This window comes from Streptomyces sp. NPDC050439 (assembly GCF_040655335.1).
GTDB lineage: Bacteria > Actinomycetota > Actinomycetes > Streptomycetales > Streptomycetaceae > Streptomyces.
The window spans coordinates 537,352-562,492 of record NZ_JBFAJT010000002.1; the positions used below are offsets into that span (position 1 = coordinate 537,352).

General features: G+C 71.0%; 22 protein-coding genes and 1 riboswitch. Of the genes, 8 read left to right on the top strand and 14 right to left on the bottom strand.

What is annotated here, in order from left to right; genetic code table 11:
* Positions 1-56 precede the first annotated feature (56 nt).
* The 4 genes from aceB (at position 57) to AB0I66_RS09615 (ending at position 8,685) form a co-directional block, all read left to right on the top strand.
* A complete protein-coding gene (gene aceB, locus AB0I66_RS09600; RefSeq protein WP_363207200.1) occupies positions 57-1,676 on the top strand; it encodes a malate synthase A in 1,620 nt (539 codons plus the stop codon).
* Positions 1,673-2,542 (top strand): 3-hydroxybutyryl-CoA dehydrogenase, encoded by an 870-nt coding sequence (locus AB0I66_RS09605; protein ID WP_363207201.1) that lies wholly within the window; start codon positions 1,673-1,675, stop codon positions 2,540-2,542. Before aceB ends, AB0I66_RS09605 begins: the two co-directional genes overlap by 4 nt.
* A 171-nt stretch (positions 2,543-2,713) precedes the next feature.
* Positions 2,714-2,932: riboswitch (cobalamin riboswitch) on the top strand.
* A gap of 161 nt (positions 2,933-3,093) precedes the next feature.
* Positions 3,094-5,415: a 5-methyltetrahydropteroyltriglutamate--homocysteine S-methyltransferase gene (gene metE, locus AB0I66_RS09610; protein WP_363207202.1), complete on the top strand. Its 2,322-nt coding sequence runs from the start codon at positions 3,094-3,096 to the stop codon at positions 5,413-5,415.
* Positions 5,416-5,517: 102 nt separating this feature from the next.
* The gene (locus AB0I66_RS09615) at positions 5,518-8,685 is read left to right on the top strand and encodes a hypothetical protein (RefSeq protein WP_363207203.1); all 3,168 of its coding nucleotides are present in this window, start codon (positions 5,518-5,520) and stop codon (positions 8,683-8,685) included.
* On the opposite strand, the gene AB0I66_RS09620 is transcribed toward AB0I66_RS09615, so the two are convergent.
* On the bottom strand, positions 8,667-9,092 hold the full coding sequence (locus AB0I66_RS09620; protein WP_363207856.1) for a MarR family winged helix-turn-helix transcriptional regulator: 426 nt from the start codon (positions 9,090-9,092) through the stop codon (positions 8,667-8,669). The genes AB0I66_RS09615 and AB0I66_RS09620 overlap by 19 nt on opposite strands.
* Before the next feature lie 610 nt (positions 9,093-9,702).
* Here AB0I66_RS09620 and AB0I66_RS09625 point away from each other — a divergent pair.
* On the top strand, positions 9,703-11,040 hold the full coding sequence (locus tag AB0I66_RS09625; RefSeq protein WP_363207857.1) for a carbohydrate-binding protein: 1,338 nt from the start codon (positions 9,703-9,705) through the stop codon (positions 11,038-11,040).
* A gap of 20 nt (positions 11,041-11,060) precedes the next feature.
* Here the strand turns inward: AB0I66_RS09625 and AB0I66_RS09630 are convergent, their stop codons facing one another.
* The 6 genes from AB0I66_RS09630 to AB0I66_RS09655 all read right to left on the bottom strand — a co-directional run bounded on the left by AB0I66_RS09630 (position 11,061) and on the right by AB0I66_RS09655 (position 16,317).
* On the bottom strand, positions 11,061-12,158 hold the full coding sequence (locus AB0I66_RS09630; protein WP_363207204.1) for a serine hydrolase domain-containing protein: 1,098 nt from the start codon (positions 12,156-12,158) through the stop codon (positions 11,061-11,063).
* Positions 12,155-13,078, bottom strand: a complete 924-nt coding sequence (locus AB0I66_RS09635; RefSeq protein ID WP_363207205.1) for a hypothetical protein — start codon at positions 13,076-13,078, stop codon at positions 12,155-12,157. Before AB0I66_RS09635 ends, AB0I66_RS09630 begins: the two co-directional genes overlap by 4 nt.
* Complete coding sequence (locus tag AB0I66_RS09640; RefSeq protein ID WP_363207206.1) at positions 13,075-14,094, bottom strand: hypothetical protein; 1,020 nt, start codon at positions 14,092-14,094, stop codon at positions 13,075-13,077. The genes AB0I66_RS09635 and AB0I66_RS09640 overlap by 4 nt, the downstream gene beginning before the upstream one ends.
* Positions 14,091-14,798: a hypothetical protein gene (locus tag AB0I66_RS09645; RefSeq protein WP_363207858.1), complete on the bottom strand. Its 708-nt coding sequence runs from the start codon at positions 14,796-14,798 to the stop codon at positions 14,091-14,093. The genes AB0I66_RS09640 and AB0I66_RS09645 overlap by 4 nt, the downstream gene beginning before the upstream one ends.
* A gap of 11 nt (positions 14,799-14,809) precedes the next feature.
* Positions 14,810-14,992 carry a hypothetical protein gene (locus AB0I66_RS09650; protein ID WP_363207207.1) on the bottom strand — a complete coding sequence of 61 codons (183 nt, stop codon included), beginning with the start codon at positions 14,990-14,992 and terminating at the stop codon, positions 14,810-14,812.
* A 359-nt stretch (positions 14,993-15,351) separates the two neighbouring features.
* The gene (locus AB0I66_RS09655) at positions 15,352-16,317 is read right to left on the bottom strand and encodes a pirin family protein (RefSeq protein WP_363207208.1); all 966 of its coding nucleotides are present in this window, start codon (positions 16,315-16,317) and stop codon (positions 15,352-15,354) included.
* A 149-nt stretch (positions 16,318-16,466) separates the two neighbouring features.
* Here AB0I66_RS09655 and AB0I66_RS09660 point away from each other — a divergent pair, with 149 nt between their 5' ends.
* The gene (locus AB0I66_RS09660) at positions 16,467-16,814 is read left to right on the top strand and encodes a tetratricopeptide repeat protein (protein ID WP_363207209.1); all 348 of its coding nucleotides are present in this window, start codon (positions 16,467-16,469) and stop codon (positions 16,812-16,814) included.
* 82 nt (positions 16,815-16,896) lie between these two features.
* Here the strand turns inward: AB0I66_RS09660 and crcB (AB0I66_RS09665) are convergent, their stop codons facing one another.
* From crcB (AB0I66_RS09665) to AB0I66_RS09675, 3 genes are all read right to left on the bottom strand, one after another.
* Positions 16,897-17,271 (bottom strand): fluoride efflux transporter CrcB, encoded by a 375-nt coding sequence (gene crcB / locus AB0I66_RS09665; RefSeq protein ID WP_363207210.1) that lies wholly within the window; start codon positions 17,269-17,271, stop codon positions 16,897-16,899.
* 13 nt (positions 17,272-17,284) lie between these two features.
* On the bottom strand, positions 17,285-17,701 hold the full coding sequence (gene crcB / locus AB0I66_RS09670) for a fluoride efflux transporter CrcB (RefSeq protein WP_363207211.1): 417 nt from the start codon (positions 17,699-17,701) through the stop codon (positions 17,285-17,287).
* Positions 17,702-17,790: 89 nt separating this feature from the next.
* Entirely contained in the window at positions 17,791-18,156 is a 366-nt protein-coding gene (locus AB0I66_RS09675; RefSeq protein WP_363207212.1) for a metalloregulator ArsR/SmtB family transcription factor, read from the bottom strand.
* 103 nt (positions 18,157-18,259) lie between these two features.
* Between AB0I66_RS09675 and AB0I66_RS09680 the strand changes: the two genes are divergently transcribed.
* Positions 18,260-20,251, top strand: coding sequence for a heavy metal translocating P-type ATPase (locus tag AB0I66_RS09680; protein ID WP_363207213.1), 1,992 nt, complete (start codon positions 18,260-18,262; stop codon positions 20,249-20,251).
* 67 nt (positions 20,252-20,318) lie between these two features.
* Here the strand turns inward: AB0I66_RS09680 and AB0I66_RS09685 are convergent, their stop codons facing one another.
* The 3 genes from AB0I66_RS09685 to AB0I66_RS09695 all read right to left on the bottom strand — a co-directional run bounded on the left by AB0I66_RS09685 (position 20,319) and on the right by AB0I66_RS09695 (position 23,387).
* Positions 20,319-21,029, bottom strand: a complete 711-nt coding sequence (locus AB0I66_RS09685; protein WP_363207214.1) for a TetR/AcrR family transcriptional regulator — start codon at positions 21,027-21,029, stop codon at positions 20,319-20,321.
* Positions 21,030-21,112: 83 nt separating this feature from the next.
* Complete coding sequence (locus AB0I66_RS09690) at positions 21,113-21,862, bottom strand: SDR family oxidoreductase (RefSeq protein ID WP_363207215.1); 750 nt, start codon at positions 21,860-21,862, stop codon at positions 21,113-21,115.
* Positions 21,863-21,959: 97 nt separating this feature from the next.
* Positions 21,960-23,387: an NAD(P)/FAD-dependent oxidoreductase gene (locus tag AB0I66_RS09695; protein ID WP_363207216.1), complete on the bottom strand. Its 1,428-nt coding sequence runs from the start codon at positions 23,385-23,387 to the stop codon at positions 21,960-21,962.
* 143 nt (positions 23,388-23,530) lie between these two features.
* Between AB0I66_RS09695 and trxA the strand changes: the two genes are divergently transcribed.
* Positions 23,531-23,917: a thioredoxin gene (gene trxA, locus AB0I66_RS09700; protein ID WP_363207217.1), complete on the top strand. Its 387-nt coding sequence runs from the start codon at positions 23,531-23,533 to the stop codon at positions 23,915-23,917.
* 31 nt (positions 23,918-23,948) lie between these two features.
* On the opposite strand, the gene AB0I66_RS09705 is transcribed toward trxA, so the two are convergent.
* Complete coding sequence (locus AB0I66_RS09705; RefSeq protein WP_363207218.1) at positions 23,949-25,001, bottom strand: LacI family DNA-binding transcriptional regulator; 1,053 nt, start codon at positions 24,999-25,001, stop codon at positions 23,949-23,951.
* Positions 25,002-25,141: the final 140 nt, after the last annotated feature.

Below are 25,141 nucleotides of genomic sequence, written 5' to 3' on the forward strand. Positions count from 1 at the left end.
CCGTCAGTCCGTTCGGCTCTTCCGGCCCGTTCGGTTCCTTCCCGAGGAGATCCCGTATGTCCATCTCCGCTCCGACCAGCCGCGCCCAGGTCCTCGGTACGACCGACCGGCAGGACGAGATCCTCACCCCCGAGGCGCTGGATTTCGTCGGCCGCCTCGTCGACGCCTTCGCCGAACGCCGCCTGGAGATCCTCAAGGAGCGCAGGCGGGTGGGCGCCCGGCTCGCCTCCGGCTCCCCGCTCGACTTCTCCGTCGCCACCGCCCGTGTCCGGGCGGACGACTCCTGGCGGGTCGCGCCCCCGGCGCCCGGCCTCACCGACCGCCGCGTGGAAATCACCGGGCCGCCCGAGCGCGCGATGACGGTCAACGCCCTCAACTCCGGTGCGCGGGTGTGGATGGCGGATTTCGAGGACGCCACCTCGCCCACCTGGGACAACATCATCGGCGGTCAGCTGAACCTGCTCGACGCGATCGAGCGCAGGATCGACTTCAGCACACCGCAGGGCAAGCGGTACCGGCTCGGCGAACAGGTCGCGACCATCGTCGTCCGGCCGCGCGGCTGGCATCTGACCGAGGAGCACCTGCAGATCGACGGCAGGCCCGCGCCCGCCTCGCTCGTCGACTTCGGGCTCTACTTCTTCCACTGCGCCCAGCGGCAGATCGACGCCGGGCACGGCCCGTACTTCTATCTGCCGAAGCTGGAGAACCGTGACGAGGCACGGCTGTGGAACGACGTCTTCGTCCTCGCCCAGGACCTCGCCGGCATCCCCCGCGGCACGATCCGGGCGACCGTCCTGATCGAGACCATCACGGCGGCCGTCCAGATGGAGGAAATCCTCTACGAGCTGCGCGAGCACAGCTCAGGTCTCAACGCGGGCCGCTGGGACTACCTGTTCAGCCTCATCAAGACCTTCGGGCACCGCACGGACTTCCTGCTGCCCGACCGGGCGAAGGTCACCATGACCGCCCCCTTCATGCGCGCGTACACCGACCTCCTCGTACGCACCTGCCACAAGCGAGGTGCCCATGCGATCGGCGGCATGGCCGCCCACGTGCCCGGCAGAGACCCTGACGCGCACCGGGCGGCCCTCGCCACCGTGCGGCTCGACAAGGAACGCGAGGCCGAGGACGGCTTCGACGGCTCCTGGGTCGCCCACCCCGCGCTGGTGCCCGTCTGCCGCGCGGCGTTCGACGAAGTGCTCGGCACCCGACCGCATCAGATCGACCGCACCCGCGACGACGTCGAGGTGACGGCGGCGCAGCTGCTGTCCGTACGTCGCATCAGCGCGCCGCCCACCACGGAGGGCGTACGCACCAACATCGCGGTCGCCCTGCGCTACTTCGCCGGCTGGCTGCACGGGCAGGGAGCCGTCGCCCTGGACGGCCTCATGGAGGACGCCGCCACGGCCGAGATCGCCCGCGTACAGATCTGGCAGTGGCTGCGCCACCGGGTCGTCGACCGCGCGACGGTTATGGAGCTGGTGGAGGACGAGCTCGCCGCCCTGGGCGCGGAGTACCCGTGGGCGCCCGTCGACGAGATCCGCGGGATCTTCGAACGCACCGCCCTGGAGCGGGAGTTGCCCGCGTTCTTCACCACGGACGCCTACACCCGCCATCTCGTGCGCCGCCCGTTCGTCGACCGCCCGATCGTCGGCCGCCCGGAGCGGCAGTCATGACCGCGGCCATCCGCCGGGTCGGCGTGGTGGGCGGCGGTCAGATGGGTGCCGGGATCGCCGAGGTGTGCGCCCGTGCCGGTCTGGACACCGTGGTCTGCGAGGCCGACGCGCTCGCCGCCCGCGCCGCCCGCGAACGCATCGCCGTCTCGCTCGAACGTGCCGTACAGCGCGGCAAGTTGGACCGCATCGGCGCCGAGGACGCGCTGGCCCGCATGGTCTTCACCGGCGGTCTCGACGACTTGGCCGACCGCCAGCTCGTCGTCGAGGCGGTCGTCGAGGACACCGCGGCGAAGACAGAGATCTTCGCCGCCCTGGACAAGGTCGTCGAGGACCCCGGGGCGATCCTCGCCACCAACACCTCCTCCATCCCCGTCATGCGTCTGGGCATGGCGACCCGGCGCGCCGACCGCGTCCTGGGCCTGCACTTCTTCAACCCCGCCCCCGTGCTGCCCCTGGTCGAGGTCGTCTCCTCGCTGCACACGGCCGCGGAGACCGTCGCCGCCGTCGAGGACTTCGCCACGCACACGCTGGGCAAGACGGTCGTGCGGTCCAAGGACAGGGCGGGCTTCGTCGTCAACGCGCTGCTCGTGCCCTATCTCCTCTCCGCGATCCGGATGACGGAGTCGGGCTTCGCGACGGCCGCCGACGTGGACGCGGGCATGGAGCTCGGCTGCGCGCACCCGATGGGGCCGCTGAAGCTGGCCGACCTGATCGGCCTGGACACGGTCGCCTCCATCGCGGCATCTCTCTACGAAGAGTTCAAGGAACCCCTGTACGCCCCGCCGCCGCTGCTCCTGCGCATGGTCGAAGCGGGGCTGCTCGGCCGCAAGAGCGGGCGCGGGTTCCACCTCTACGACCGGGGCTGAGGGGCCCGGGTCCGCCGCGGGGCCGAGGGCCTGCGGCTGCTGTGAGCGGGGTGCGGAACAGAGTGGTGATCTGTTCCGCACCCCTTCACGTGGACCCGCGCCGGTCGGGGCCGTGTCTCACCTCACGGTCCGGAATGTGATCAGTACTGCCCAAGAGGCCGACCACCCTCTAGCCTGATCCGTGCAGCTGGTTCGCCCTGTCCGCCAGGCAGAGGCGTCGTAAGAGGGAACCCGGTGGGAATCCGGGACTGCCCCGCAGCGGTGAGCGGGAACGACCGCCGTCATACGCACTGGGTCCGAGCACGGGTCCGGGAAGCGACGGCCAGTAGGTGTCTGCCTCGGCAGATGTGCCCGCGAGTCCGAAGACCTGCCCGTTGCCCGCATGTGATCCCTCATGTGCGGACATCCCGGTGACCTCGTGGGCGGGTCGGCGTACAGATCAGGTGGAGTACCGCGCGATCAGCGCGTGTCCGTCCGCCCGGTCCGTCATCCCTTCGCGTCCGTGTCCCGTCACCGGGATTCTCAGGAGTCATCTCGCGAAGGAGATTTCCGTGACAGCGAAGTCCGCAGCCGCGGCAGCACGGGCCACCGTGTACGGCTACCCCCGCCAGGGCCCCGACCGTGAACTGAAGAAGGCCGTCGAGGGCTATTGGAAGGGCCGCGTCGGCGCCGACGCCCTGCGGGAGACCGCGGCGAGGCTGCGCCGGTCCACCTGGCAGCACCTGGCCGACGCCGGCATCCACGAAGTGCCGACCGGCGACTTCTCGTACTACGACCATGTCCTGGACACCAGCGTCATGGTCGGCGCCGTCCCGCGCCGGCACCGCGAGGCCGTCGACACCGACCCCCTCGACGGCTACTTCGCGATGGCCCGCGGCACCCAGGACGTGGCGCCGCTTGAGATGACCAAGTGGTTCGACACCAACTACCACTACCTGGTCCCGGAGTTGGGCCCCGACACCGTCTTCACCGCCGACTCCGCCAAGCAGGTGGCCGAGCTCAAGGAGGCCGTCGCGCTCGGCCTCGCCGCGCGCCCGGTCCTCGTCGGCCCGGTGACCTATCTGCTGCTCGCCAAGCCCGCGCCCGGCGTGGCCGCCGACTTCGAGCCGCTCACGCTCCTCGACCGACTGCTGCCCGTCTACGCGGAAGTACTCGCCGACCTGCGCGCCGCGGGCGCCGAGTGGGTGCAGCTCGACGAGCCGGCCCTGGTCCAGGACCGCACCCCGGCCGAGCTCAACGCCGCCGCCCGCGCCTACCGTGACCTGGGCGCCCTCACCGATCGCCCGCAGCTCCTCGTCGCCTCCTACTTCGGCAGGCTCGGCGATGCCCTGCCCGTGCTGGCCAAGGCACCGGTCGAGGGGCTCGCCCTGGACTTCACGGAGGCCGCCACCGGCCAGTTGCAGGACCTCGCCGCCGTCGGCGGGCTTCCGGGCAAGCGCCTTGTGGCGGGTGTCGTCAACGGCCGCAACATCTGGATCAACGACCTGGAGAAGTCCCTCTCCACCCTGGGCACGCTCCTGGGCCTCGCCGACCGGGTCGACGTCTCCGCGTCCTGCTCCCTGCTGCACGTCCCGCTGGACGCCGGTGCCGAACGGGACATCGACCAGCAGGTGGCCCGCTGGCTGGCCTTCGCCCACCAGAAGACCACCGAGATCGCCACGCTGGCGCGCGCCCTGGCCCAGGGAACGGACACCATCACGGCCGAACTGGCCGCCAACCGGGCCGACCTGGCGTCACGCTCGGGTTCGGCCCTCACCCACGACCCGGCGGTGCGCTCCCGCGTCGCCGCCGTCACGGACGCCGACGCCCGCCGCGTCCACGCCTACCCGGAGCGCGCGGCGGCCCAGCGCTCCCGCCTCGGCCTGCCCCAACTGCCCACCACCACCATCGGCTCGTTCCCGCAGACCACCGAACTGCGCACTGCACGAGCCGACTTGAGGGCAGGCCGCATCGACACCGACGGCTACGAGGAACGCATCCGCACGGAAATCCGCGAAGTCCTCGCCTTCCAGGAAAAGGCGGGCATCGACGTCCTGGTCCACGGCGAACCCGAACGCAACGACATGGTCCAGTACTTCGCCGAACAGCTCACCGGCTACCTCGCCACACAGCACGGCTGGGTCCAGTCGTACGGCACCCGCTACGTACGGCCGCCGGTCCTCGCCGGCGACATCTCACGGCCCGAACCGATGACGGTGCGCTGGACCTCGTACGCCAACTCCCTCACGGACCGCCCCGTGAAGGGCATGCTCACGGGTCCCGTCACCATGCTCGCCTGGTCCTTCGTCCGCGACGACCAGCCGCTCGGCGACACCGCGCGCCAGGTCGCCCTGGCCCTGCGCGACGAGGTCGACGACCTGGAGGCGGCAGGCACTTCGGTCATCCAGGTCGACGAGCCCGCCTTGCGCGAAACCCTCCCCCTGCGCAGCGCCGAGCACGCCGCGTACCTGGAGTGGGCCACGGAATCCTTCCGTCTCACCACCAGCGGCGTCCGTCCGGACACCCAGATCCACACGCACATGTGCTACGCCGAGTTCGGCGACATCGTCCAGGCCATCGACGACCTCGACGCCGACGTCATCAGCCTGGAGGCGGCCCGCTCGCACATGCAGGTGGCCCGCGAACTGGCCGAACACGGCTACCCGCGTGAGGCGGGCCCCGGCGTCTACGACATCCACTCCCCCCGCGTGCCGAGCGTCGAGGAGGCAGCGGCCCTGCTGCGCAAGGGACTCGAGGCCATCCCCGCCGACCGCCTGTGGGTGAACCCGGACTGCGGCCTCAAGACCCGAGGCTGGCCCGAGACCAAGGCATCCCTGGAGAACCTGGTCGCGGCGGCCCGGGAGGTGAGGACGGAGCTTCCGTCGGGTTCCTGACCGCGAAGTGCGGGCCTGGGCGGCCATTTCCGGATAAATGGCCGCCCCACTCCGCCATGATGGACGCGCTGGCCGTTCCGACACGGAACCGGGAGGCGACCGGTGCCCAGGGCGATGAGTTACGCGGACGCGGTACGACTGCTGGGCGTGGCGGACAGCCCCGCCCTGGCGGCCCTGGACCGGCTGACCGGTGGTGCACTCCTGGTGTCCACCGGCGGCGGGTCGGCGCTCGCGTTGAGTCTGTTCGACGCGCGGGGTGAACTGGCGCGGCTGAGCCAGTCCCTGGTCTCCGGCCTCGCGGAGCGGTCACGAGGCCTGGGACGGTTCGACCGCACCCAGCGACTGGCGGCGGCGCACGCCGTCGTGGTCCTTGCCGCGTACTTCGACACGCTCAAGGACCTGGATCTGCCTTTCGACCGCCGGGAGTTGACCGTCGGGAGGGTCGAGGCCGTGCTCCTGGCCACCGGGCGGTCGCCGGAGTCCGGCAGGCTCGCCGCGCTCGCGGACGAGCTGCTGCGGGCCGAGGTTCCGATGCCCGCGCCGCACCGCCCGTACGAGGCGGAACTGGTCGCGTTGCTCGGGTTCTACGGCACGCTGTCCGACCAGCTCGTGTCGTACGTGTCGGGGTGTGCGGCCTGGGAGTCCTTGCCGGAGCCGGAGCGGGAGGTCGTGCGGGCCCGGCTGACGGACACCGCACCCCAACAGGCGCTGTCCGCCTACGAGATCATGTACCGGCGGCTGGCCGCGGAGTGCCCCGAGGTGGCCGTCTGGGTCAGCGTCGTCGACCACCAGGCGACCCGCAACGAAGTCCGCCGTCTCGAAGGCACTCTGCGGCAACTGGAGGAAGCGGTGGCCAGGGCCGCCGACGGGCAGGTCTCTGCCGAGCGGTACATGGCGTTGAACCGTGCGTCGCGGGCGGCGATGGAAGCGCCGCTGCTGTCCCTGGAGGACCTTCCGGAGGGCCTGATGGTCCCCGCGCTCGGAGCGGGTTACATCTCCCCCGACTTCCAGGTGGCCGCGTTCGGGGCCACCGACCGCCTTTCGGAGGAGCACTGGTGGGACGAGCGGCCCGTCCAGCAGGATCTGGCGGGCTTCCTGGCAGGGTTCTTCACCGCGCCGCAGGCCGTGGAGTCGCCGCTGCTGCTCCTCGGGCAGCCGGGCTCGGGGAAATCCGTGCTGACCCGCGTGCTCGCGGCCCGGCTGCCCGCCGCGGAGTTCCTCGTCGTGCGGGTGCCGCTGTCCGCCGTACCCGCGGACGCGGCGATCCAGGACCAGATCGAGGCCGCGATCCGCGAGGCCACCGGCGAGGCCATGGCCTGGCCCGATGTGACGCGCACGGCACCGCGGGCGCTGCCGGTGGTCCTGCTCGACGGTTTCGACGAACTGCTCCAGGCCACCGGCGCGAGCCAGTCCGACTACGTGCAGAAAGTGGCGGCGTTCCAGAAGCGCGAGGCCACGCACGGCCGCCCGCTGGCCGTGGTGGTCACCAGCCGCACGGCGGTCGCCGACCGGGCCCGCCTCTCGCCCGGCGGTGTCGCCGTACGCCTGGAGCCCTTCAGCGACGCGCAGGTGGCGTACTGGCTGGACCTGTGGAACCACACCAACGCGGCGCATTTCCGCCGCCGGTCGCTGCTGCCCTTGTCCCCGGAGCACGTACTGACACAGCGTGAACTGGGCAGCCAGCCGCTGCTGTTGCTCATGCTCGCTCTCTACGACGCCGACGGCAACGCCTTCCAGCGCGACCAGGGGGAGCTTGCGGGCTTCGACCTCTATGAGCGCCTCCTGGCCCGCTTCGCCGCGCGCGAGGTCCGCAAGAGTGACCCGGGTCTCTCCGACGAACAACTCGCGCAGGCGGTCGAGGCCGAGCTGCTGTGCCTGTCCGTGACCGCCTTCGCCATGTGCAACCGAAACAGGCAGTGGATCACGGAGAAAGAGCTGACGGCGGACCTGGAGGTGCTGCTGCCCCAGCACGCGCACGCCGTGCGCCCCACCGGTCTGCGGGCCTCGCTCACTCCCGGGGACGTGGTCGTGGGCCGGTTCTTCTTCATCCACCGCGCGGAGGCGACACGGGACGGCATCCGGCTGCGGTCACTGGAGTTCCTGCACTCGACTTTCGGGGAATTCCTGGTGGCGCGGCTGGTGGTGCGGGAGCTCGAAGACCTTGCGCGGGCGGCCCGCACGGACGCCTCACGCGTCCGGGTCCCCGCCCCTGACGACGCCTTCCTCCACGCCCTCCTCTCGTACGAGACGCTCTCCGTGCGCGCCGCAACGCTCACGTTCCTCCACCAAGCTCTGGGCCGACTGCCCGAGGACCAGCTCACCGCCCTGCGCCCACTGCTCCTGCGGCTCTTCCACGCGGCGCTCCTTGCCCGGCAGGAACGGACCTTCGAGGCCTACCGGCCCGCGAACCTTCCCGTACCGGCCCGGCATGCTTCGTGGGCGGCGAACCTGTTGCTGCTTCTGGTCCTGCTCGGGGAGCCGGTGTGTGGGCGGGAACTGTTTCCTGAGGAGGAGCCGGCGCATCACTGGAACCGGTTGACGCAGTTGGTGAAGTCGCAGCTCACGACGGAGGGATGGAGCACGTTCAGCAGGGCGATCGACCTGGAACGCACCTGGTCCGAGCTGCACTCCGTGCAGTACAAGGACATTCGGATCAGTTTGGCGGCCATGGATTCCGAGGTGCTGCCGACGGCGCCCGCGGTTGATCCGTACTGGACGTATGGCATAGGCCCGGGCAGCGAGCAGCGCGGCGACATGTCCTGGCTCCGGCACGGACACGAGTCCATGCGCCGGGAGACCTTCCTGCTGTGCGACAGGGATCGCGACGTGCTTCAGCACGGCCTTGAGCCGCTGTGTGCTGCGGGATTGGGCACGGCCATCAGCAACTTCACGGGGTACTGGGACGACCGCTGCGTCTCGGCGGCCCATGCCCTGCTCGACCTCTGGGTAGCCCGGGAGCAAGGCTGCGACCCGGCAGAGCCCACGTCGCCGCACCGCACCGCGATCACAGTCGCACTGCACAGCCTTCCCGGAGGGCTGGCCGAATTCCAGGAGTACATCGAGCGTTATCTTCGGGCAGTGGTCCACGAGTGGCACGCAACGGGCCGCCACCCCGGCGAGGCCTGGCTGGACGAGATCATGACCATCATCCGCACCGACCTCCCCGGCCATGTCGCAGGCCACGAACTCGACGTTCACGCAGGCGCACTCTTCGACGACCCGAACTGGTCCACTCGCTTCCTGCGGCGCCCTCAGCCCCCACCCGTATGAGCCACCCGAGACAACAACCCATGCAACGTCTCCCGCTCCTCCGGACCCAGCGGGTCCAGAAGCTCTTCGGTGACCCCCCGCGCCACCTCATCCGAGTCCCGCAGGAAGTCGTGGCCCGCGGGTGCGAGGGCTACGATGCGGCGGCGGCGATCGTCGGGGGCGGGGCGGCGTTCGACGAAGCCGAGGCGTTCCAGGTCGTCGACCAGGCCGACGATCGCGCTGGGGTCATACCCCAGCTCCTGGCTCAGTTCGCGCTGGGCCGCGCCCTCCACGGTGGCCAGGTAGCGCAGCAGCGCGTAGTGGCGCAGGCGTAGGCCGGATCTCTGGAGCACCGCGTTGAAGAGCTGCCCGGAGCGCAGGCCGAGGCGGTAGAGCAGGTACCCCGCGTCGGCGTTAAGGCCCCGCATCCAGGGCGCACCTTCGTCGACGGACCCTCTCTCCACGGGGGACCGCTTCTCCACGGGCTCGGCGGGGGTTTTCCGGCTGGTCATGAGGGCGCGCTCCCTGATCGGCGGTTCACGGGCGGACGGCGGTTGTCGTTGACAGGGTCCAACACGCCGCATTATTTGTGCTGGACGCAATCATTGTCGTTGACAATGAGCTGCCTTGGTTTCCGCTGCATCCTCTTGTGCCCGCGAACCCCGCTGTTCTCGCTTTCTGTTGGGAGTTCCGGTGCACGGGTCTGAATTCCTGGACCACACAGCCCGCTGATCCATTCGTCTCCCTCTGGCCTAGCGCGGGCGTTGGGCCGGGTGGGTCGCTGGTGTGGTCCGTTGTGCCGAAACGGGGGTGTGGGGGCATTTTCTGAGTGGGTGTCGGCAAGGGCTAGGTTCCGAGGTTTTTCCGCCTCCAGCCCGTCGAACCGGATCTTCCGAGGATGAGGAATCACTCATGGCTGACCGACACGCCGACCACCCTGCCCGTCCTGCCACTCCTGCCGGCCCTGTCGGCCCTGCCCGCCCCGCCCGAGTCGCCGGCTTCGCCGTGACCGTGCTGGGCGCGTTCGCGCTGACGGGGATGCCGGTGGCCGCGGCTGTCGCGCCGCCCGCGCCGCCGCCTCCGCCGGTGCCTGCGCCGCAGTCCTCCGCGGGGCCTGCGCTCCCGTCGGCTGCGCAGACATTGGCTGCCGACAAGCCGTCGAGGGCTTTGCTGGAGTCGCTTCAGCGGGATCTGGGGCTGTCGGGTGAGCAGGCGCGTACGCGGTTGGTGAATGAGGCGGAGGCCGGCACGCGGGCGGGGCGGTTGCAGACCGCGCTGGGCAAGAACTTCGCGGGTGCCTGGGTGCAGGGCGCGACCTCCGCCCGTCTGGTCGTGGCGACCACGGATGCCGCGGATGTCGCGGCCATCAAGGCGGAGGGGGCACAGGCCAAGGTCGTCACGCATGGTCTGGGGGAGCTGGAGGCCCTCACCAAGAAGCTGAATGCTGCTGCATTGGCGGGAGCGGGTGCGGGTCTGGAGACGCCCGTGCGTTACGTCGACGTGCGGGCCAACAAGGCGGCGGTCCAGGCGACCAGCGCCGCGGCCGCCGACAAGCTGATCGCGGCCGCCGGAGTCGACCGGCGGCTCCTGGACGTCAAGGTGTCGGCCGAGCGTCCGCGCGCGCTGCACGACGTCCGCGGGGGCGACGCGTATTACATCGACGAGAAGGCCCGTTGTTCGGTGGGATTCTCGGTGACCAAGGGCACCCAGCAGGGGTTCGCCAGCGCCGGGCACTGCGGCAAGGCGGGCGCCAAGACCACCGGCTTCAACAAGGTCGCCCAAGGCGCCTTCGAGGCGTCGGTCTTTCCGGCCAAGGACATGTCCTGGGTCGGCGTGAACGATCAGTGGACCGCCACGCCCCGGGTGAAGGGCGAGAAAGAGACGGACGTGCAGGTCGCCGGGTCGGTGCAGGCTCTGGTGGGCGCTGCCATCTGCCGGTCGGGTTCCACCACCGGCTGGCACTGCGGGACCATCGAGCAGCACGGCACCAGCGTCAGCTACGCGGAGGGCGTCATCGAAGGGGTCACCCGCACCACGGTGTGTGCGGAGCCCGGTGACTCCGGCGGCTCCTACATCTCCGGCACCCAGGCCCAGGGAGTGACGTCCGGCGGCAGCGGTGACTGCAAGAGCGGCGGGATCACTTTCCATCAGCCCTTGAACCCGCTGCTCGACGAGTTCGGGCTCACTTTGAAGACGGCCCCCGCCCAGCGCGAGCCAAGTACGCAGGAAGCCACGGGTAGTTGGGGTGCGGGCAAGGTCTACGAATCCGGGACACGGGTGACCTACAACGGCATCACCTATGTGTGCCTGCAGTCGCATCAGGCGCAGGGCATGTGGCAGCCTGCCCGCACCCCTGCCCTGTGGCAGCGCGTCTGACGAACCGTCCGGCTGAAGGCTCAGGTCTGTGCCAGCAGTGCGTACGCCGTTGCCACGAACGTTTCGCGTGCGTGGTAGCGGCGGGTGCAGACGGCGGCCAGGGCCGTGGCGGTGTCGGGCCGGTAGCCGAGGAAGGCCTGTTGGCCGAGGGTTGCTCCGCAGTGGAAGTAGAGCGGGCCGTGCTCGGCGGGGTGCTGGAACCAGCCGATGGTGTGCGTGTGCCGGTGCCCCCAGCCGCGCCGGATGACCGGACGGGCCGCGGCCCGCAGGGCTCCGGACAGGGGGCTGCCCGTCGGGTCGAGGTGGGCTTCGAGGAAGGTCAGCAGATCGTGCGGGGTGGCACGGACCGCGCCGGCCGCCTCGAAGCCGCCGATGGTCAGCGGGGGCGTGGGCGTGGCGCCGTCCTTGCGGTGGCCGGTGGCGTCGGTGGCCGGGCCGGCGGGGTGCAGGGCCGTGCCGCCAAGGCGTAGGGGACGCAGCACCTGGCCGGTGAGCAGGTCGTCCCAGGGCGTGGCGGTGGCGGCGGCCAAGGCGTGACCGAGCACGGCGACACCGAAGTTGGAGTAGTGCCAGCGTGATCCGGGCCGCCGGGGTGGGCGACGTCGTACGAAGGCGTCGATGACGTGGCGGTCCTGGAAACCGGCGTAGGGGTTGGTGCGCCAGGTGGGCAGGGCCCGGGGGTAGAAGTCGGCGGGCAGGGCGGGCAGTCCGGACGTGTGGGTGATCAGATGGGCGAGGGTGACGGGGTCCGCGCCGGTACGCCGTGCCGGGGCGAGGAGGGAGAGGGCCGGCTCGCCCGCGGAGAGGACGCCGGACTGCGTCAGGTGGGCAAGGAGCAGCGCCGTGAACGTCTTGGAGGCCGACCCGATCTCGTAACGCAACTGGTCACGGGGTACCGGCGGCGGAGGGCCCGTACCGCCGCAGCGCACCGTGCGTCGGCCGTCGCGGGAAAGGGCGAAGACGACGTCGGGTGCCCGCACCGCTTCGATGGCGTCGTCAAGGCGTCGGCACACCGTCTCGTCGTCGTCCTCCGGGCGGGCGCCTGCCGGGGGGTGGCGGGGCGAGCCTTCGGTGGCGTTGCGCGACTCGCCCGGCCAGGGCGGGTGTGGGGACGTCATCCGGGTGTGATGTGGGTGAGCTGCGTCAGGGCGCGGGAGGTGGCCATGACGGACGCGAAGGCGGCGACGAGTGTGGGGTGGTAGATGAGGTCGAAGAGTTCTTCGGGCTCGCCCTGCGGAATGGTGCGCACGGCCGGCATGGCACCGTCGGTCTGCTGGGCGGCGGCGAAACCCTCCCAGGCCCGCTCGTCGAGGGTGGGACGGGGCAGGCAGGCGTCGACCACGAGGAGTTCGCCAAGGAGGTCCCAGCGCTCCAGGTCGAGCCAGTCGTCCAGCCAGGCGGGCAGCCAGTGGCTCAGGTAGTCGGCGATCGGGGGCGGGATGTTGTCCGGACTCTTGCCCCAGTCGGTGAGGTGGAAGACGGTGTGGGTGATGTCGTAGGCCGTGTGCCCTTCCACGGTCCAGGGTTCGGGGGTGCGCCCCAGCCACGTCCGGCCGATGACCTCGGATTCCGGTGGCCTCGGCTCCAGCCCGCCGCGGCGTTGGAACGCGGAGAGCCCCAGGCGGCGCACGGGTGACATCTCGTGGGCGGCGAAACTCTCCAGGCTCTGGTTGAGCCGGACCATCTCCTCGAAGGCGGGATGGCTGTAGCCCAGCTCCTTGAAGGGGAGGTAGACCTCGAAGGGGATGGGCGAGAGCAGTTCGATGCGCTGGGCGCGCACCAGCATTTGGCCGCCGTCCAGGGTGTCGCGCCAGGCGTGGTCGAGCAGTTGCCGTGCCAGTTGTGCCTGCCGCGATCCGGCGACCCCTTCGCGGAACAGCACCGCGCAGATGAGGGCCAGTTCGCCGACCGGTTTGAAGCGCTCCAGAAAGCCCACTTCGGGGTCGACGTCCGGTTCCAGACGGAACCCGTCGCGGTGGGCGTGCAGCCATTCCAGGGCGCGGGTGCCGACGGTGTGCATGAGGCGGGTGCTGGTCATCTCGACACTCCTCGTCCCCGCTGTCCGCCTTGTACCTGATGCGCGGGCCTCGGGTGTTCTTCCGGCTGCGCACGTACCTTCCCGTCGGCCGCAGTTCGCGTACCGGTGTCCTCGTGCAGCGCGTCGGCGGTCAGTACGGCGGCGAAGGCCGTCATCAGCGTCGAGTGGTAACAGCCGATGAAGTCGTCCGCGGGGACCCGGTCGCCACGCCCGGAGCCGATCTCCGGTACGGCACCGGACGCGGCCTGTGCTCGGGCGAGCCGCGTCCAGGCGTCCCGCAGCATCGTGCGGTCGGGCGGGCCGGGAAGGCTGCCCGCGACGGCAAGGAGCTCGCAGCTCAGGTCCCACCGCTCGTCCTCCAGGCAGGTGTCGAGCCACGGGGGAAGCCACTGCGACAGATAGGCGGCCACCTGTGGTGGTACGTGGTGCGGGGTCGCGCCCCAGTCGGTGAGGTGGAAGATCACATGGGTGAGCGTGTAGCCGGCGTCGCCTTCGAACATCCAGGGTTCCGGCAGGCCGCCGAGCCAGGTGCGTTCCAGCGCGCGTTCCATGCCCTGGTGCGGCCGAATGCCCATGTGGCGTTCGGAGTTGAGGATGCCGAGGCGCCGGTTGGGCTGCTGCTCGGTCACCTGCCAGGAGCGGGTGCGGGCCACCGTCGCGGCCGCCTTCTCGAAGGGTTCGTGGCGCAGCCCTGCCGAGGCGAACGCCGCGTAGATCTCCAGCGGGTACGTCGCGAACGGCTCCAGGCGCTGCAACTGGCACAGGAGGTCGCCCTGTCCGGTCTGTCGCCAGGCGAAGGTCAGCAGGTCATGGGCTTGCTCGTGCAGTGATGTGGACGTCTCGCTGTGCCGGCGCACGGTGATGCAGACATGCGCCAGTTCTCCCAGCGGCTTCCAGGTGAAGTTGACGTTGCCGCTCTCGGCCAGTGCGTCGTCTCCGAGCGCGAAGTCCTCGCGATGCTCGGACACCCAGGCCAGCGCCGATTCGGCGACCCCCCGGACGTCGCGCGCCCTCACCCCGGCACTCCGGCCCGCAGCAGTTGCGCCGCCTCCACCTGGAGCACCACGCGGGGGTCCGTGGAGCCCATGTGTGCCACGAACTCCAGCCCGGCGTCCAGGCCGAGCGTCTGCGGGACACCGTCGAGCAGGACCAGCCAGCGGCCCGCTCCGGCGGCTTGCAGCCAGTCGCGGCGGCGGACCGCACGGACGAAGCCGCGGGCGACGTCCACGGGCCGTGTACGGGCCACCCGGGCCACCTCGCAGTCGGTCCCGGGCATCGCGAGCGGGGCCAGCACGGCGAGTTGATGGGTCAGCACCTGCCACGGCGCGTCCTCCAGCCAGGCCGCTCGGGGCGGTGTCGCATGGTCGGGGGCGCCGTCGAACGAGGCGTCAAGTCCCGCCAGTGCGCGTCGCATGGCCCAGTGGCTCCACAGTGACGTGGGCGAGGCGTCGGCGGGGGGCGGGTAGGCCTGCACGGCTTTGCCGAACAGGGCGAGGTCGTCGGGTTCGAGCGGTGTGCGGCGCAGAACGCCCGGCAGGACGGCATCGGCGCCCACCACCCGTACGGCGGCGAGAGCGAGGCCGTCGGCGGCGGCTCCGTCGGGCCCGGCCACGCTGCCGGACAGCCGGAACCGGCCCCCGCTCCGTAGAGCGGAGACCAGTTCCGATGTGAGGCCCTGCACCGCGCCCGCCAGGGGCGTCGTAGTGCCTGAGTCCTCCATACCGGTGCCCGTCAAGCCTTCTTGGGCCGCGGTGTCGGAGGCGACAAGAGCAGGGAGATGGTCCCGCCCGTTAGGGCCAGCGCCGCGCATTCGCGGCTGTCGCGGTAGGAGCCGTCGGCCTCGACCGGGTCGAGAGCCGCCTCAACGTCCAGCGTCTCGGCTACGTCCTGATCTGTGAATTCGGTGGAAGCCATGCTTCTACCTCTTCCATCATAGAACGCCGGGTAGCCCACGTAATGCCAGCGCGTTTCCCGCACGTACTGCCAGTCGTGGAAACTCAGCGCATGGATTTCCTTTACCTCATGAGCATTAGGGAAATGCGCGAAGAGGCAAGGCCTTACATGCCGTACGCCTCTGAACTGCGTTCTTCGAGGCGCCTCTATAAGCCTAGACGAACAACCACGGAGCAGCATCCGCAGGCAATATTTCGCTTATCAACTATCGCGACTTGTACGGGCATTGGCCGTGCGGCGTTATTGCTGTCGGGGCGTAAGGAATTCACCCCCCCGTGCAGAACTGGAACGGAATATGCCAGGGTCACACGACCACTCGTTCAGCGCACGCGGCCGCGCGGCTTCAGGGGTACCGCCGGGAGTTCCGGAGCGGGCAGCGGTCCCCCGTCGTACCCCTTCACCTCGCCGAAGCGGCTGCCGGCCATCCAGTCCGAACGCGCCTGCGCGATCTCCTCGTTGGACCGTCCGATGAAGTTCCACCACATGATCAGTTCCTCGTCGAACGGCTCGCCGCCGAGGAGCATCAGATCCGCGTCCGACTCGGCGTGCAGCGGCAGTTCGGTGCGGCCGCAGCCCAGGTACAGCATCGAGCCGGGCAGCACGGGCACGCCGTCCACCCGGGTCTCGCCGGACATGCACAGGACGGCGTACTCGAAGTCGGGGTTCAGCGGCAGGCGTACGTCCGCGTCGCGGGTCAGGGCGAGGTCGGCGCCGACGATCGGGGTGTAGGTCGTGCCGGGCGACGTGGTGCCGTCGACCGTGCCGAGGATGAGGGTCGCCGTCAGACCGGGGGCCGTCACCAGGGGCAGCTCCGCGTGGTGCTCGAAGCGCGGGTCGGTGTTGCGGTGGGCGTCGGGCAGGGCCACCCACAGCTGGGCGCCGTGCAGGAAGCGGGCGTGCGACCTGGGGCTCTCCTCGGAGTGCGAGATCGCCCGGCCCGAGGTCATCAGGCCCAGTTCGCGGGGGCGGATCGTCTGGAGGCTGCCGGTGGAGTCGCGGTGCAGGACCTCGCCCTCGTGCAGCCAGCTGACCGTCTGCAGGCCCATGTGCGGGTGGGGGCCCACCTGCATGCCGGGCTCCTCGGCGATGTCGTCGGGGCCGTAGTGGTCCACGAAGCACCAGGCGCCGACCATGCGGCGGCCCAGGTTGGGCAGCAGGCGGCGGACCTCGGTGGACTCGCCGAGCTTGACCTGTCGGGGGCTGAGGAGTTCACGGACCGGTTCGGCGACGACGAACCCGCGACCACCGCACAGGGACGGGACCGCCTCACGATCAAGATTGCTCATGTCGCACAACCTAGACCCGTGGGGCACCGGGCGTCAGGCGCGCACGTCGGTCATTACGGAGGAACCCCGTCGGCGCCGCCGTCCCGGCCGGAATGTTTAGTGGAATTTTTAACTAACCCTGACCGTTGGAGCGCTCGAAGGAGGCAACAGTGGACACGATGTACTACGACCACGGAACCGCGGCGGAGCGCTGGGAGCGCGCGCGGCAGTTCTTCGACGCCAAGGAGTACGCCACGGCGGCGCGCATCCTCGGCACCCTGGCCGACGAGGTGCCCGAGCAGGTCGCCCCGCGTCTGCTCCTTGCCCGCGCCTACTACCACTCGGCGCAACTGCTGCGCGCGGAGGCCGAGTTGCGTACGGTCATCGCGCTCGACCCCGTCGAGCAGTACGCCAGGCTGCTCCTCGGCCGCACGCTGGAGCGGCAGGGACGGGATGCGGACGCGGCCCCGCACCTGCGCATGGCGGCGGCCCTCTCCGGGGACTTCGCCGAGGCCTGATCCCTGTAATCACGAGTCCGACCCCGGGAGCAGAGGTTGTGATCCCGGGAGCGAGAGGTCCGGTTCTGGGCGTGACGCGAACTCACGCCCAGAACGCCTCCGCCAGCGCGACGCCCACGAAGACCGCCCCGAGCGCCGCGACCACGCCGGCCACGACATTGACCACCGCGTAGAACTTGGCGCCGCCCTCGGTGAGCCGCAGCGTCTCGTACGAGAAGGTCGAGTACGTCGTCAGGGCACCGCACAGGCCTGTTCCGAGGAACAGCTGCGTGTGGGAGGAGGCGGCGCCCGCGACCGTCGCGCCGGTGAGCACGCCGAGGATCAGGCTGCCCGCCACGTTGACGGTGAGCGTTCCCCACGGGAAGACCGTGTCGTGCCTGGCCTGCACGGCTCGGTCGGTGAGGAACCGCAGCGGGGCGCCGATCATCGCCCCGGCCACCACACAGAGCCAGTTCACCGGACCACCCCGGTCATGCCCGCCTCCGTACGACCGTCGGCACGACCAGACGGCGGGTCGCCCACGCCGCGCCCCACACCGCCGCGAGGGCCGCGAGCAGCGTCAGTCCGAGATAGGCGAGGCCCGTGCCGGCATGGCCGCCCTCCACCAGGCGCTCGATGTCCACGGCGTAGGTGGAGAAGGTGGTGAAGCCGCCGAGCACGCCGGTGCCGAAGAAGGGCCGCAGCAGCCGGTGCGGGGCCCGCAGCTCCGTGAGGATCGCCATGAAGGCGCCCATGACCGCGCATCCGATGACGTTCACCAGGAGCGTCGTCGTGGGGAAGCTGCCGGGGGCGGTCGGCCAGATCAGGGACGCGCCATAGCGTGCCGACGCGCCGATCGCGCCGCCGACGGCCACGACCGCCACCACGGGCCATACGCCGTGTCTCACCTGTCTCACCTGCGCGTAATCGAGAGAGCGCCACAGAAGAACGTCCTGACGAACGTCGCTGAAGCACGCCACTGAAGATCGCCCTCAGGCTAGCCGCCCGGCGGGGTGTCCCGCAGACCGAGGCGCAGGTGCTCGACGTGGAAGAGCGCCTGGTCGAGGAGTTCGGCCACGTGGTGGTCGTAGAGGGCGTAGATGACGGAACGGCCGTGCCGTTCGCCGGTGATGAGGCCGAGGTTGCGCAGCAGGCGCAGCTGATGGGAGCAGGCCGACTGCTCCATGCCGACCGCTTCGGCCAGATCGCCGGCGGCGCAGGGGCCCTCCTGCAGACGGGCGAGGATCAGCAGCCGCGAAGGCGTCGCCAGGGCCTGGAGCGTGGCGGCGACGTCGGCGGCCCCCACGGTGTCCAGGCGTTCGCGCGTGGTGGCGTTGCTCTTGTCGTCGACTCCGTGGCCCATGGCGCCATCCTATCGACGACACATGTACGCATGAAAAGCTGTTCATTCATTCCTGTACGGTGTGGGCGTTGCCGTTCTCCAGCCCGTGAAGGGTTACCTCTCCATGCCCACTGCCCTGATCCCCCGCCCCGACCAGGGAACCCCCGCCGGCCCCACGGCGCCTCCACGCCGCCGCACCCGCGTCCTCGCGCTGGCCGAGGCCCGCTGGGCGGCCGCGGCCACGGCCGCGTTCCTGATCGCGCTGCCGCTGCAACTGGCCGACACGCCCTCATGGCTGTGGGGGGCGCTGTACGCCGTCGCGTACGTCGCCGGGGGCTGGGAGCCCGCGCTGGAGGGGCTGCGGGCGCTGCGCGAGAAGACCCTCGACGTGGATCTGCTGATGATCGTCGCGGCCCTCGGCGCCGCCTCGATCGGGCAGGTGATGGACGGGGCGCTGCTCATCGTCATCTTCGCCACGTCGGGCGCCCTGGAGGCCCTGGCCACCGCTCGTACCGCCGATTCGGTGCGCAGTCTGCTCGACCTCGCGCCGACCACGGCCACACGGGTGGGCGACGGGGGCGCCGAAGAGACCGTCGACACGGCCGAGTTGAAGGTCGGCGACATCGTCCTCGTACGGCCCGGCGAGCGGGTCGGCGCGGACGGGGAGGTGCTCGAAGGAGCCAGTGACGTCGATCAGGCGACTATCACCGGGGAGCCGCTGCCGGTCGCCAAGGGTGCCGGGGACGAGGTGTTCGCGGGCACGCTGAACGGGGCCGGGGCGCTGCGGGTGCGGGTCGGACGTGACGCGTCGGACTCGGTGATCGCGCGGATCGTGGCGATGGTCGAGGAGGCGTCGGAGACCAAGGCGCCGACGCAACTGTTCATCGAGAAGGTCGAGCAGCGGTACTCGCTCGGCATGGTCGTCGCCACGCTCGCCGTGTTCGCCGTGCCGCTGGCGTTCGGCGACGACCTGACCGGGGCGCTGCTGCGGGCCATGACGTTCATGATCGTGGCATCGCCGTGTGCGGTGGTCCTCGCCACGATGCCGCCGCTGCTCTCGGCGATCGCGAACGCGGGGCGGCACGGCGTCCTGGTGAAGTCGGCCGTCGTGATGGAGCGGCTGGGTCAGGTCGACGCGGTCGCCCTCGACAAGACCGGCACCCTCACCGAGGGAACGCCCCGGGTGACCGCCGTCCACGCGCTCCCCGGCAGCGGCCTGACCGACGACGCCCTCCTCGCGCTCGCGGCGGCGGCCGAGCACCGCAGCGAACACCCCCTGGCCCGCGCCGTGGTGAGCGCCGCGCGGGCTCGCGGCCTGGACCTTCCGCCGGTGACGGACTTCGCGTCGACGCCGGGGGTCGGGGTCAGCGCCACGGTCGGAGGTGCGGACGTCCAGGTGGGCGCTCCGGCACGGCTGCTCGAAACCGGGCCGACCGGCGGCCTCACGGACGCCGCAAGCCGCGAAGTCCGAGCCCGAGCACAGCAGTTGGGCGAGGACGGCCAGACAACCGTCCTGATCATGCGAGACGGGATGCCCGCGGGCGTCCTCGGCATCGCCGACCGCCTGCGCCCGGACGCCGCTACCACCGTCACCGCCCTGAAGTCCCTCACCGGCACGACCCCCATGCTGCTCACCGGAGACAACGCGCGGGCCGCCGCCCGGGTCGCGGCCGAGGTCGGCATCGAGGACGTACGGGCCGGACTGCTCCCGCAGGACAAGGTCGCGGCGGTACGCGAGGCGGAGGGCGAGGGACGCAAGGTCCTCGTCATCGGAGACGGCGTCAACGACGCGCCCGCCCTCGCCGCCGCCCATACCGGCATCGCGATGGGCCGGGCCGGTTCCGACCTCGCCCTGGAGACCGCCGACGCGGTCATCGTGCGGGACGAACTCGCCACCGTGCCGAGGGTGATCGCCCTGTCCCGGCGCGCCCGCGGCCTTGTCGTGCAGAACCTGGTGATCGCCGGCACGTTCATCGCCGTACTGGTCACGTGGGACCTGGTCGGCAACCTGCCGCTCCCCCTCGGCGTACTCGGCCACGAGGGCTCCACCGTGATCGTGGGCCTCAACGGGCTGCGACTGCTGCGGGAGGCGGCCTGGCGGGACGCCGGGGACTGACGAGGAGCCGGCGTAGAGGGGCGGGAGGTCGAGCGCGTCGTACGTCCGCGTCGAAACGGGGACGCTCTCAGCGCGAGAGTCGGTCCAGCCACTCGGTGAGGAGAGCCGTCTCGACGGAGGTGAGCGCCTGCGGTGGTTCCGCTGCCAGCGTCGCACGCAACCTGGCTGCGGTAGAGGGCAGTTGAGTCCCTCCCTGCCCGGCCTCCCGCACCGTTTCAGGGCGGCTTCCGGTGACTTCCGGGGTGAAGACGGCGGCGTGCACGGCGTCCCGTACGCGTCGCGACACGTCGGGGTCGGCGAACGTCGCCGGACGGGACACGAGCATGAGCGCCACGCCCACGTTGGCCGACATCACCATCTGGGCGGCCAGTTCGGGGGCCAGCCGCAGCTTGCCCTGCGCCGCCGCCCGTTCCAGGTCGCGCGTGAGGATCTGGTGGGACTCCAGGGCCGCGGCGGGCGGGGTCCGCATCGCGGGTGAGTTCATGAGCCGGTACAGGTTCGGGTTCCGCAGCGCGAAGTCCACATGGCTGTCCCAGCCGTCGCGCAGGTCGTCGACCGGGTCCGCGGTGGCCTCGCGCCGCCGCTTGGTCGCCAGGTACCGGTCGAAGCCGTGGTCGACCACGGCCGCGAGCAGCCCCTGCTTGTCCCCGAAGTGCCGGTACAGCGCCGGGGCGCCCACCTGCGCGGCCTCGCACACGGCCCGTGTGGAGACGTCCCCGTCGTCCGACTCCGCGACCAGGCGTGCCGCCACTTCCAGGATGCGTTCGCGCGTACTCACCCGGGGGACGCTAGCAGGACCGCCGTAGCGCTGATACGCGAGCGTGCCCGGGTCGGTGGGCGTCATTTGGAGCCCCCGCGCGGTCAGACGATGCCGCCGTTGGCGCGCAGGACCTGGCCGTTGACCCAGCGGGCGGGACCCGCGAGGAAGGAGACCACCTCGCTGATGTCCTGGGGAGTGCCGAGCCGCTCCAGCGGCGGCTGGGCGGCCATCCTGGCGACGGTCTCCTCGTCCTTGCCGTCCAGGAACAGGGCGGTGGCCGTGGGTCCGGGGGCGACCGCGTTCACCGTGATGTCGCGGCCGCGCAGCTCCCTGGCCAGGATCAGCGTCATGGCCTCGACGGCGCCCTTGGTGGCGGCGTAGGCGCTGTAGCCGGGGATGGCGAGACCCACGACGGAGCTGGAGAAGTTGATGATCGCGCCACCGGGCCGCAGCCGGCGCGCGGCCTGCTGGTCGACGACGAACGTGCCGCGGATGTTGGTGCGGTGCATGCGGTCGAGGGCCTCCAGATCGGTCTCGACCAGCGGGGCGAGGGTCATGACGCCCGCCGCGTGGACGACCACGTCGATGCCGCCGAAGGTTTCCTCGGCGGCATCGAAGAGGGCGGACACCGCGTTCTCGTCGGCCACGTCGGCGCGGTGCGCGATCGCCGCTCCCCCGGCGTCGGTGATCGCGGCCACCGCCGCGTCGGCCTCGGTCTTGTTGCCCGCGTAGTTGACGACGACGGCGAACCCGTCGGCGGCCAAGCGCTCGGCGCTCTCCCGGCCGATGCCGCGCGAACCGCCGGTGACCAGGGCCACCCGGCGGGACGCGCTCGACTGCTGCTCACTCATGGCGTTGCTCCCTGTTCCGAGTTCCGCGGGGCGGGATGGCGGTTTCCACCACCCGACGGAAGCAACGCTAACATCATTACGTTAACAACGCTACCGCCTAGCCGCGATACGTCTCGAGCAGCCGCAGCCACACCTCGCTGACCGTGGGATACGCCGGAACCGCGTGCCACAAGCGGTCGATCGGCACCTCCCCCGCGATCGCCACCGTCGCCGAGTGGATGAGTTCGCCGACGCCGGGGCCCACGAAGGTCACGCCGAGCAGGACCTCGCGGTCGAGGTCGACGATCATGCGGGCACGGCCCTCGTAGCCGTCCGCGTAGAGGCCGGCCCCCGCCACGCCCGCCATGTCGTAGTCCACGGCGCGCACCCGATGCCCCGCGGCTTCCGCCTCCGCGAGAGTGAGGCCCGCCGAAGCCGCCTCGGGGTCGGTGAAGACCACCTGGGGTACGGCGGCGTGGTCGGCGGTGGCCGAGTGCGCGCCCCAGGCGTCCGTCTCCAGGAGGGGCACGCCCTGGGCGCGGGCGGTGATCGCGGCCCCGGCGATGCGGGCCTGGTACTTGCCCTGGTGGGTGAGGAGCGCGCGGTGGTTGGCGTCGCCCACCGCGTACAGCCAGTCGCTGCCCTGTACCCGCAGGCTCTCGTCGACCGGCAGCCAGGAGCCCGGGTCCATGCCGATCGTCTCCAGGCCGAGGTCGTCGGTGCGCGGGGCACGGCCCGTGGCGAAGAGGATCTCGTCGGCCTCGAGGGTGCCGCCCTCGCTCAGGGTCGCGGTGACCGTGCCGTTCTCCCGCCGCACGGCGGTCACGGAGACGCCCGTACGGACCTCGGCGCCCGCCTCCGTCAGCGCCTTGGTGACCAGTTCCCCGGCGAACGGCTCCATGCGCGGGAGCAGGCCGTCGCCGCCGCGGACGAGCAGGGTGACCTGCGAGCCGAGCGCCTGCCAGGCCGTGGCCATCTCCACGGCGACCACACCGCCGCCGACCACCGCCAGACGGCCGGGCACGTGATCCGCGCTGGTGGCCTCGCGGCTCGTCCACGGCTTCACGTCGGCCAGACCCGGCAGGTCGGGCAGGGCGGCCCGGGTGCCGGTGCACACCGCCACCGCGTGGCGGGCCGTGAGGGTCTGCTCGGTGTCGTCGGCGCCCGTGACGGTCACCCGGCGGGTGCCCGCGATGCGGCCGTGGCCGCGGTAGAGGTCGATGCCGATCGACTCCAGCCAGCCGACCTGGCCGTCGTCCTTCCAGTGGGAGGTGTAGTAGTCCCGGTGCGCCAGGACCGCCGACGCGTCCAGAGGCCCCTGCACCGACTGGCGCAGTCCCGGCACCCTGCGGGCGTCCGCGCGGGCGATCACCGGGCGGAGCAGCGCCTTGCTCGGCATGCACGCCCAGTACGAGCATTCGCCCCCGACGAGTTCGCTCTCCACGATCGCCACGCTCAGGCCGCCCGCACGGGCCCGGTCCGCTACGTTCTCCCCCACTGGACCAGCACCAAGGACCACTACGTCGTATGTCTTCGAATCCGTCATGGAAGCCAGTGTGGTCGCAGGTGTGCGCCGTGGCCACATGGGTACGCGCGCGACAGCGGGCACGGGTGAGCGCGTGGAATACGTCTGCCGCCCGGGCCGTTGTGCACTACGGCTTCGACTGACAGCAGGAAGAGGGAAACACCATGAGCACGACTGTGGAGCTCACCAAGGAGAACTTCGACCAGACGGTCACGGACAACGAATTCGTCCTGATCGACTTCTGGGCCGACTGGTGCGGTCCGTGCAAGTCGTTCGCGCCCGTCTACGACAAGGCCGCCGAAGCCAATCCCGACATGGTCTTCGGCAAGGTGGACACGGAGTCGCAGCCCGAGCTCGCTCAGGCCTTCGGCATCCAGTCGATCCCGACGCTGATGATCGTCCGCGATCAGGTGGCCGTGTTCGCGCAGCCCGGAGCCCTGCCGGAGGCCGCGCTCCAGGACGTCATCGGACAGGCCAGGCAGCTGGACATGGACGAGGTCCGCAAGTCCGTCGCCGAGGAGCAGGCCAAGGCCGAGGCGCAGGAGCAGTAAGCGGGAGCAGCAGGACCCGTCAGCAGAGGGGTCAGCTTGACTCGCGGTGCACTGCCGTCGCACCGAGCACGTCGTGCACCTCGGGCTCCATGCCCGGGTCGCGCACGACCCGGTCGACGAGTTCCGCGAGCTTCTGACCCGACGGCAGCTCGATGCGGACCGTGCTGAGCCGCGGCCGCAAGAGCCTGCCGAGCATCAAGTCGTCGGCGCCGATCATCGCCGTCTCCTCGGGGACGGCGATGCCTTCGTCCTGCAGCGCCCGCATCAGCAGCATCGCGAACTCGTCGTTGTACGTGAACACCCCGTCGACGCCGAGCGTCCGCCAGCGCGCCGCGAGCCGCGCCGCCGACTTCTCGTCGTAGGCGAGAGGCAGCTCGGTCATCGTGGCGTCCGTGCCGTGCCGAGCCAGGGTGCGGCGGATGCCGTCGGCGCGCGGACGTGCGAAGGCCTCCAGGCCCCTCTCCTCGGGAATCACGACGCCGATGTGCCGGCTGCCGCGCTCCAGAAGATGAGTGGCGGCGCACTGCCCCACCAGACGCTGGTCCATGAGCAGGGCATGGGCGCCCTCCGCCCGCTGCGGGCCGATCGTGAAGACGGCCTTGGCGCCCGAGCGCTTCAGGACGTTCACACCGCGCGCGCCGAGCCCCGACGCGGCGGGGGCGAGGACCGCCACCGGACGCAGCTCGGCCCAGGCGCGGGCCGCCTCCTCGCCGGTCAGGCCGAGGCTGCCGTACTGCACGACCGTGTAGTCGAAGCGGCTCAGCGCCCACTGCAGTTCGTTGAAGAACTCGCTGAAGAGCGGGCCCGCCGGGATCTGCGGCGTGGGCATCAGGACCACACGGGTGTGCCCGGCGCGCAGGCTGCGGGCCGCGGCGTGCGGGACGTAGCCCAGTTCCTTCGCGGCCTCGTGGACGCGACGGCGGGTGGGCTCGCTGATGCGGACGGCGCTCGTGTTGTTCAGGACGTACGAGACGGTCGCGCGCGAGACCCCCGCCAGGCGCGCCACGTCGGCGCTCGTCGGCACGGAGTACTGCGCCGGCTGCCGCGCGGACTTCTGTGCGGTCTTGTTCGGTATCTGCACCATGACGGGGCTCATCTTTCCAGACGGCGCGTGAGCGCTCCCAGGCGGGCGCCGAGGCGCCCCCGGCCCGCGTCGGCGCGCCCCCGGCCGCCCCACGCGGCGTGAACTCCCCTGCCCACGTACCGCGTTCCCGACAGGCCGGT

What these genes read in the sequence shown, in the direction of transcription:
- AB0I66_RS09690 (WP_363207215.1), bottom strand. Translation starts at nt 21,862, where the DNA reads ATGAGTGAGCAGCAGTCGAGCGCGTCCCGCCGGGTGGCCCTGGTCACC.
- AB0I66_RS09655 (WP_363207208.1), bottom strand. Translation starts at nt 16,317, where the DNA reads ATGAGCAATCTTGATCGTGAGGCGGTCCCGTCCCTGTGCGGTGGTCGC.
- aceB (WP_363207200.1), top strand. Translation starts at nt 57, where the DNA reads ATGTCCATCTCCGCTCCGACCAGCCGCGCCCAGGTCCTCGGTACGACC.
- AB0I66_RS09650 (WP_363207207.1), bottom strand. Translation starts at nt 14,992, where the DNA reads ATGGCTTCCACCGAATTCACAGATCAGGACGTAGCCGAGACGCTGGAC.
- trxA (WP_363207217.1), top strand. Translation starts at nt 23,531, where the DNA reads ATGAGCACGACTGTGGAGCTCACCAAGGAGAACTTCGACCAGACGGTC.
- AB0I66_RS09695 (WP_363207216.1), bottom strand. Translation starts at nt 23,387, where the DNA reads ATGACGGATTCGAAGACATACGACGTAGTGGTCCTTGGTGCTGGTCCA.
- AB0I66_RS09630 (WP_363207204.1), bottom strand. Translation starts at nt 12,158, where the DNA reads ATGACGTCCCCACACCCGCCCTGGCCGGGCGAGTCGCGCAACGCCACC.
- AB0I66_RS09675 (WP_363207212.1), bottom strand. Translation starts at nt 18,156, where the DNA reads ATGGGCCACGGAGTCGACGACAAGAGCAACGCCACCACGCGCGAACGC.
- AB0I66_RS09705 (WP_363207218.1), bottom strand. Translation starts at nt 25,001, where the DNA reads ATGGTGCAGATACCGAACAAGACCGCACAGAAGTCCGCGCGGCAGCCG.
- AB0I66_RS09680 (WP_363207213.1), top strand. Translation starts at nt 18,260, where the DNA reads ATGCCCACTGCCCTGATCCCCCGCCCCGACCAGGGAACCCCCGCCGGC.
- AB0I66_RS09620 (WP_363207856.1), bottom strand. Translation starts at nt 9,092, where the DNA reads ATGCGGGGCCTTAACGCCGACGCGGGGTACCTGCTCTACCGCCTCGGC.
- AB0I66_RS09625 (WP_363207857.1), top strand. Translation starts at nt 9,703, where the DNA reads ATGCCGGTGGCCGCGGCTGTCGCGCCGCCCGCGCCGCCGCCTCCGCCG.
- AB0I66_RS09645 (WP_363207858.1), bottom strand. Translation starts at nt 14,798, where the DNA reads ATGGAGGACTCAGGCACTACGACGCCCCTGGCGGGCGCGGTGCAGGGC.
- AB0I66_RS09635 (WP_363207205.1), bottom strand. Translation starts at nt 13,078, where the DNA reads ATGACCAGCACCCGCCTCATGCACACCGTCGGCACCCGCGCCCTGGAA.
- AB0I66_RS09605 (WP_363207201.1), top strand. Translation starts at nt 1,673, where the DNA reads ATGACCGCGGCCATCCGCCGGGTCGGCGTGGTGGGCGGCGGTCAGATG.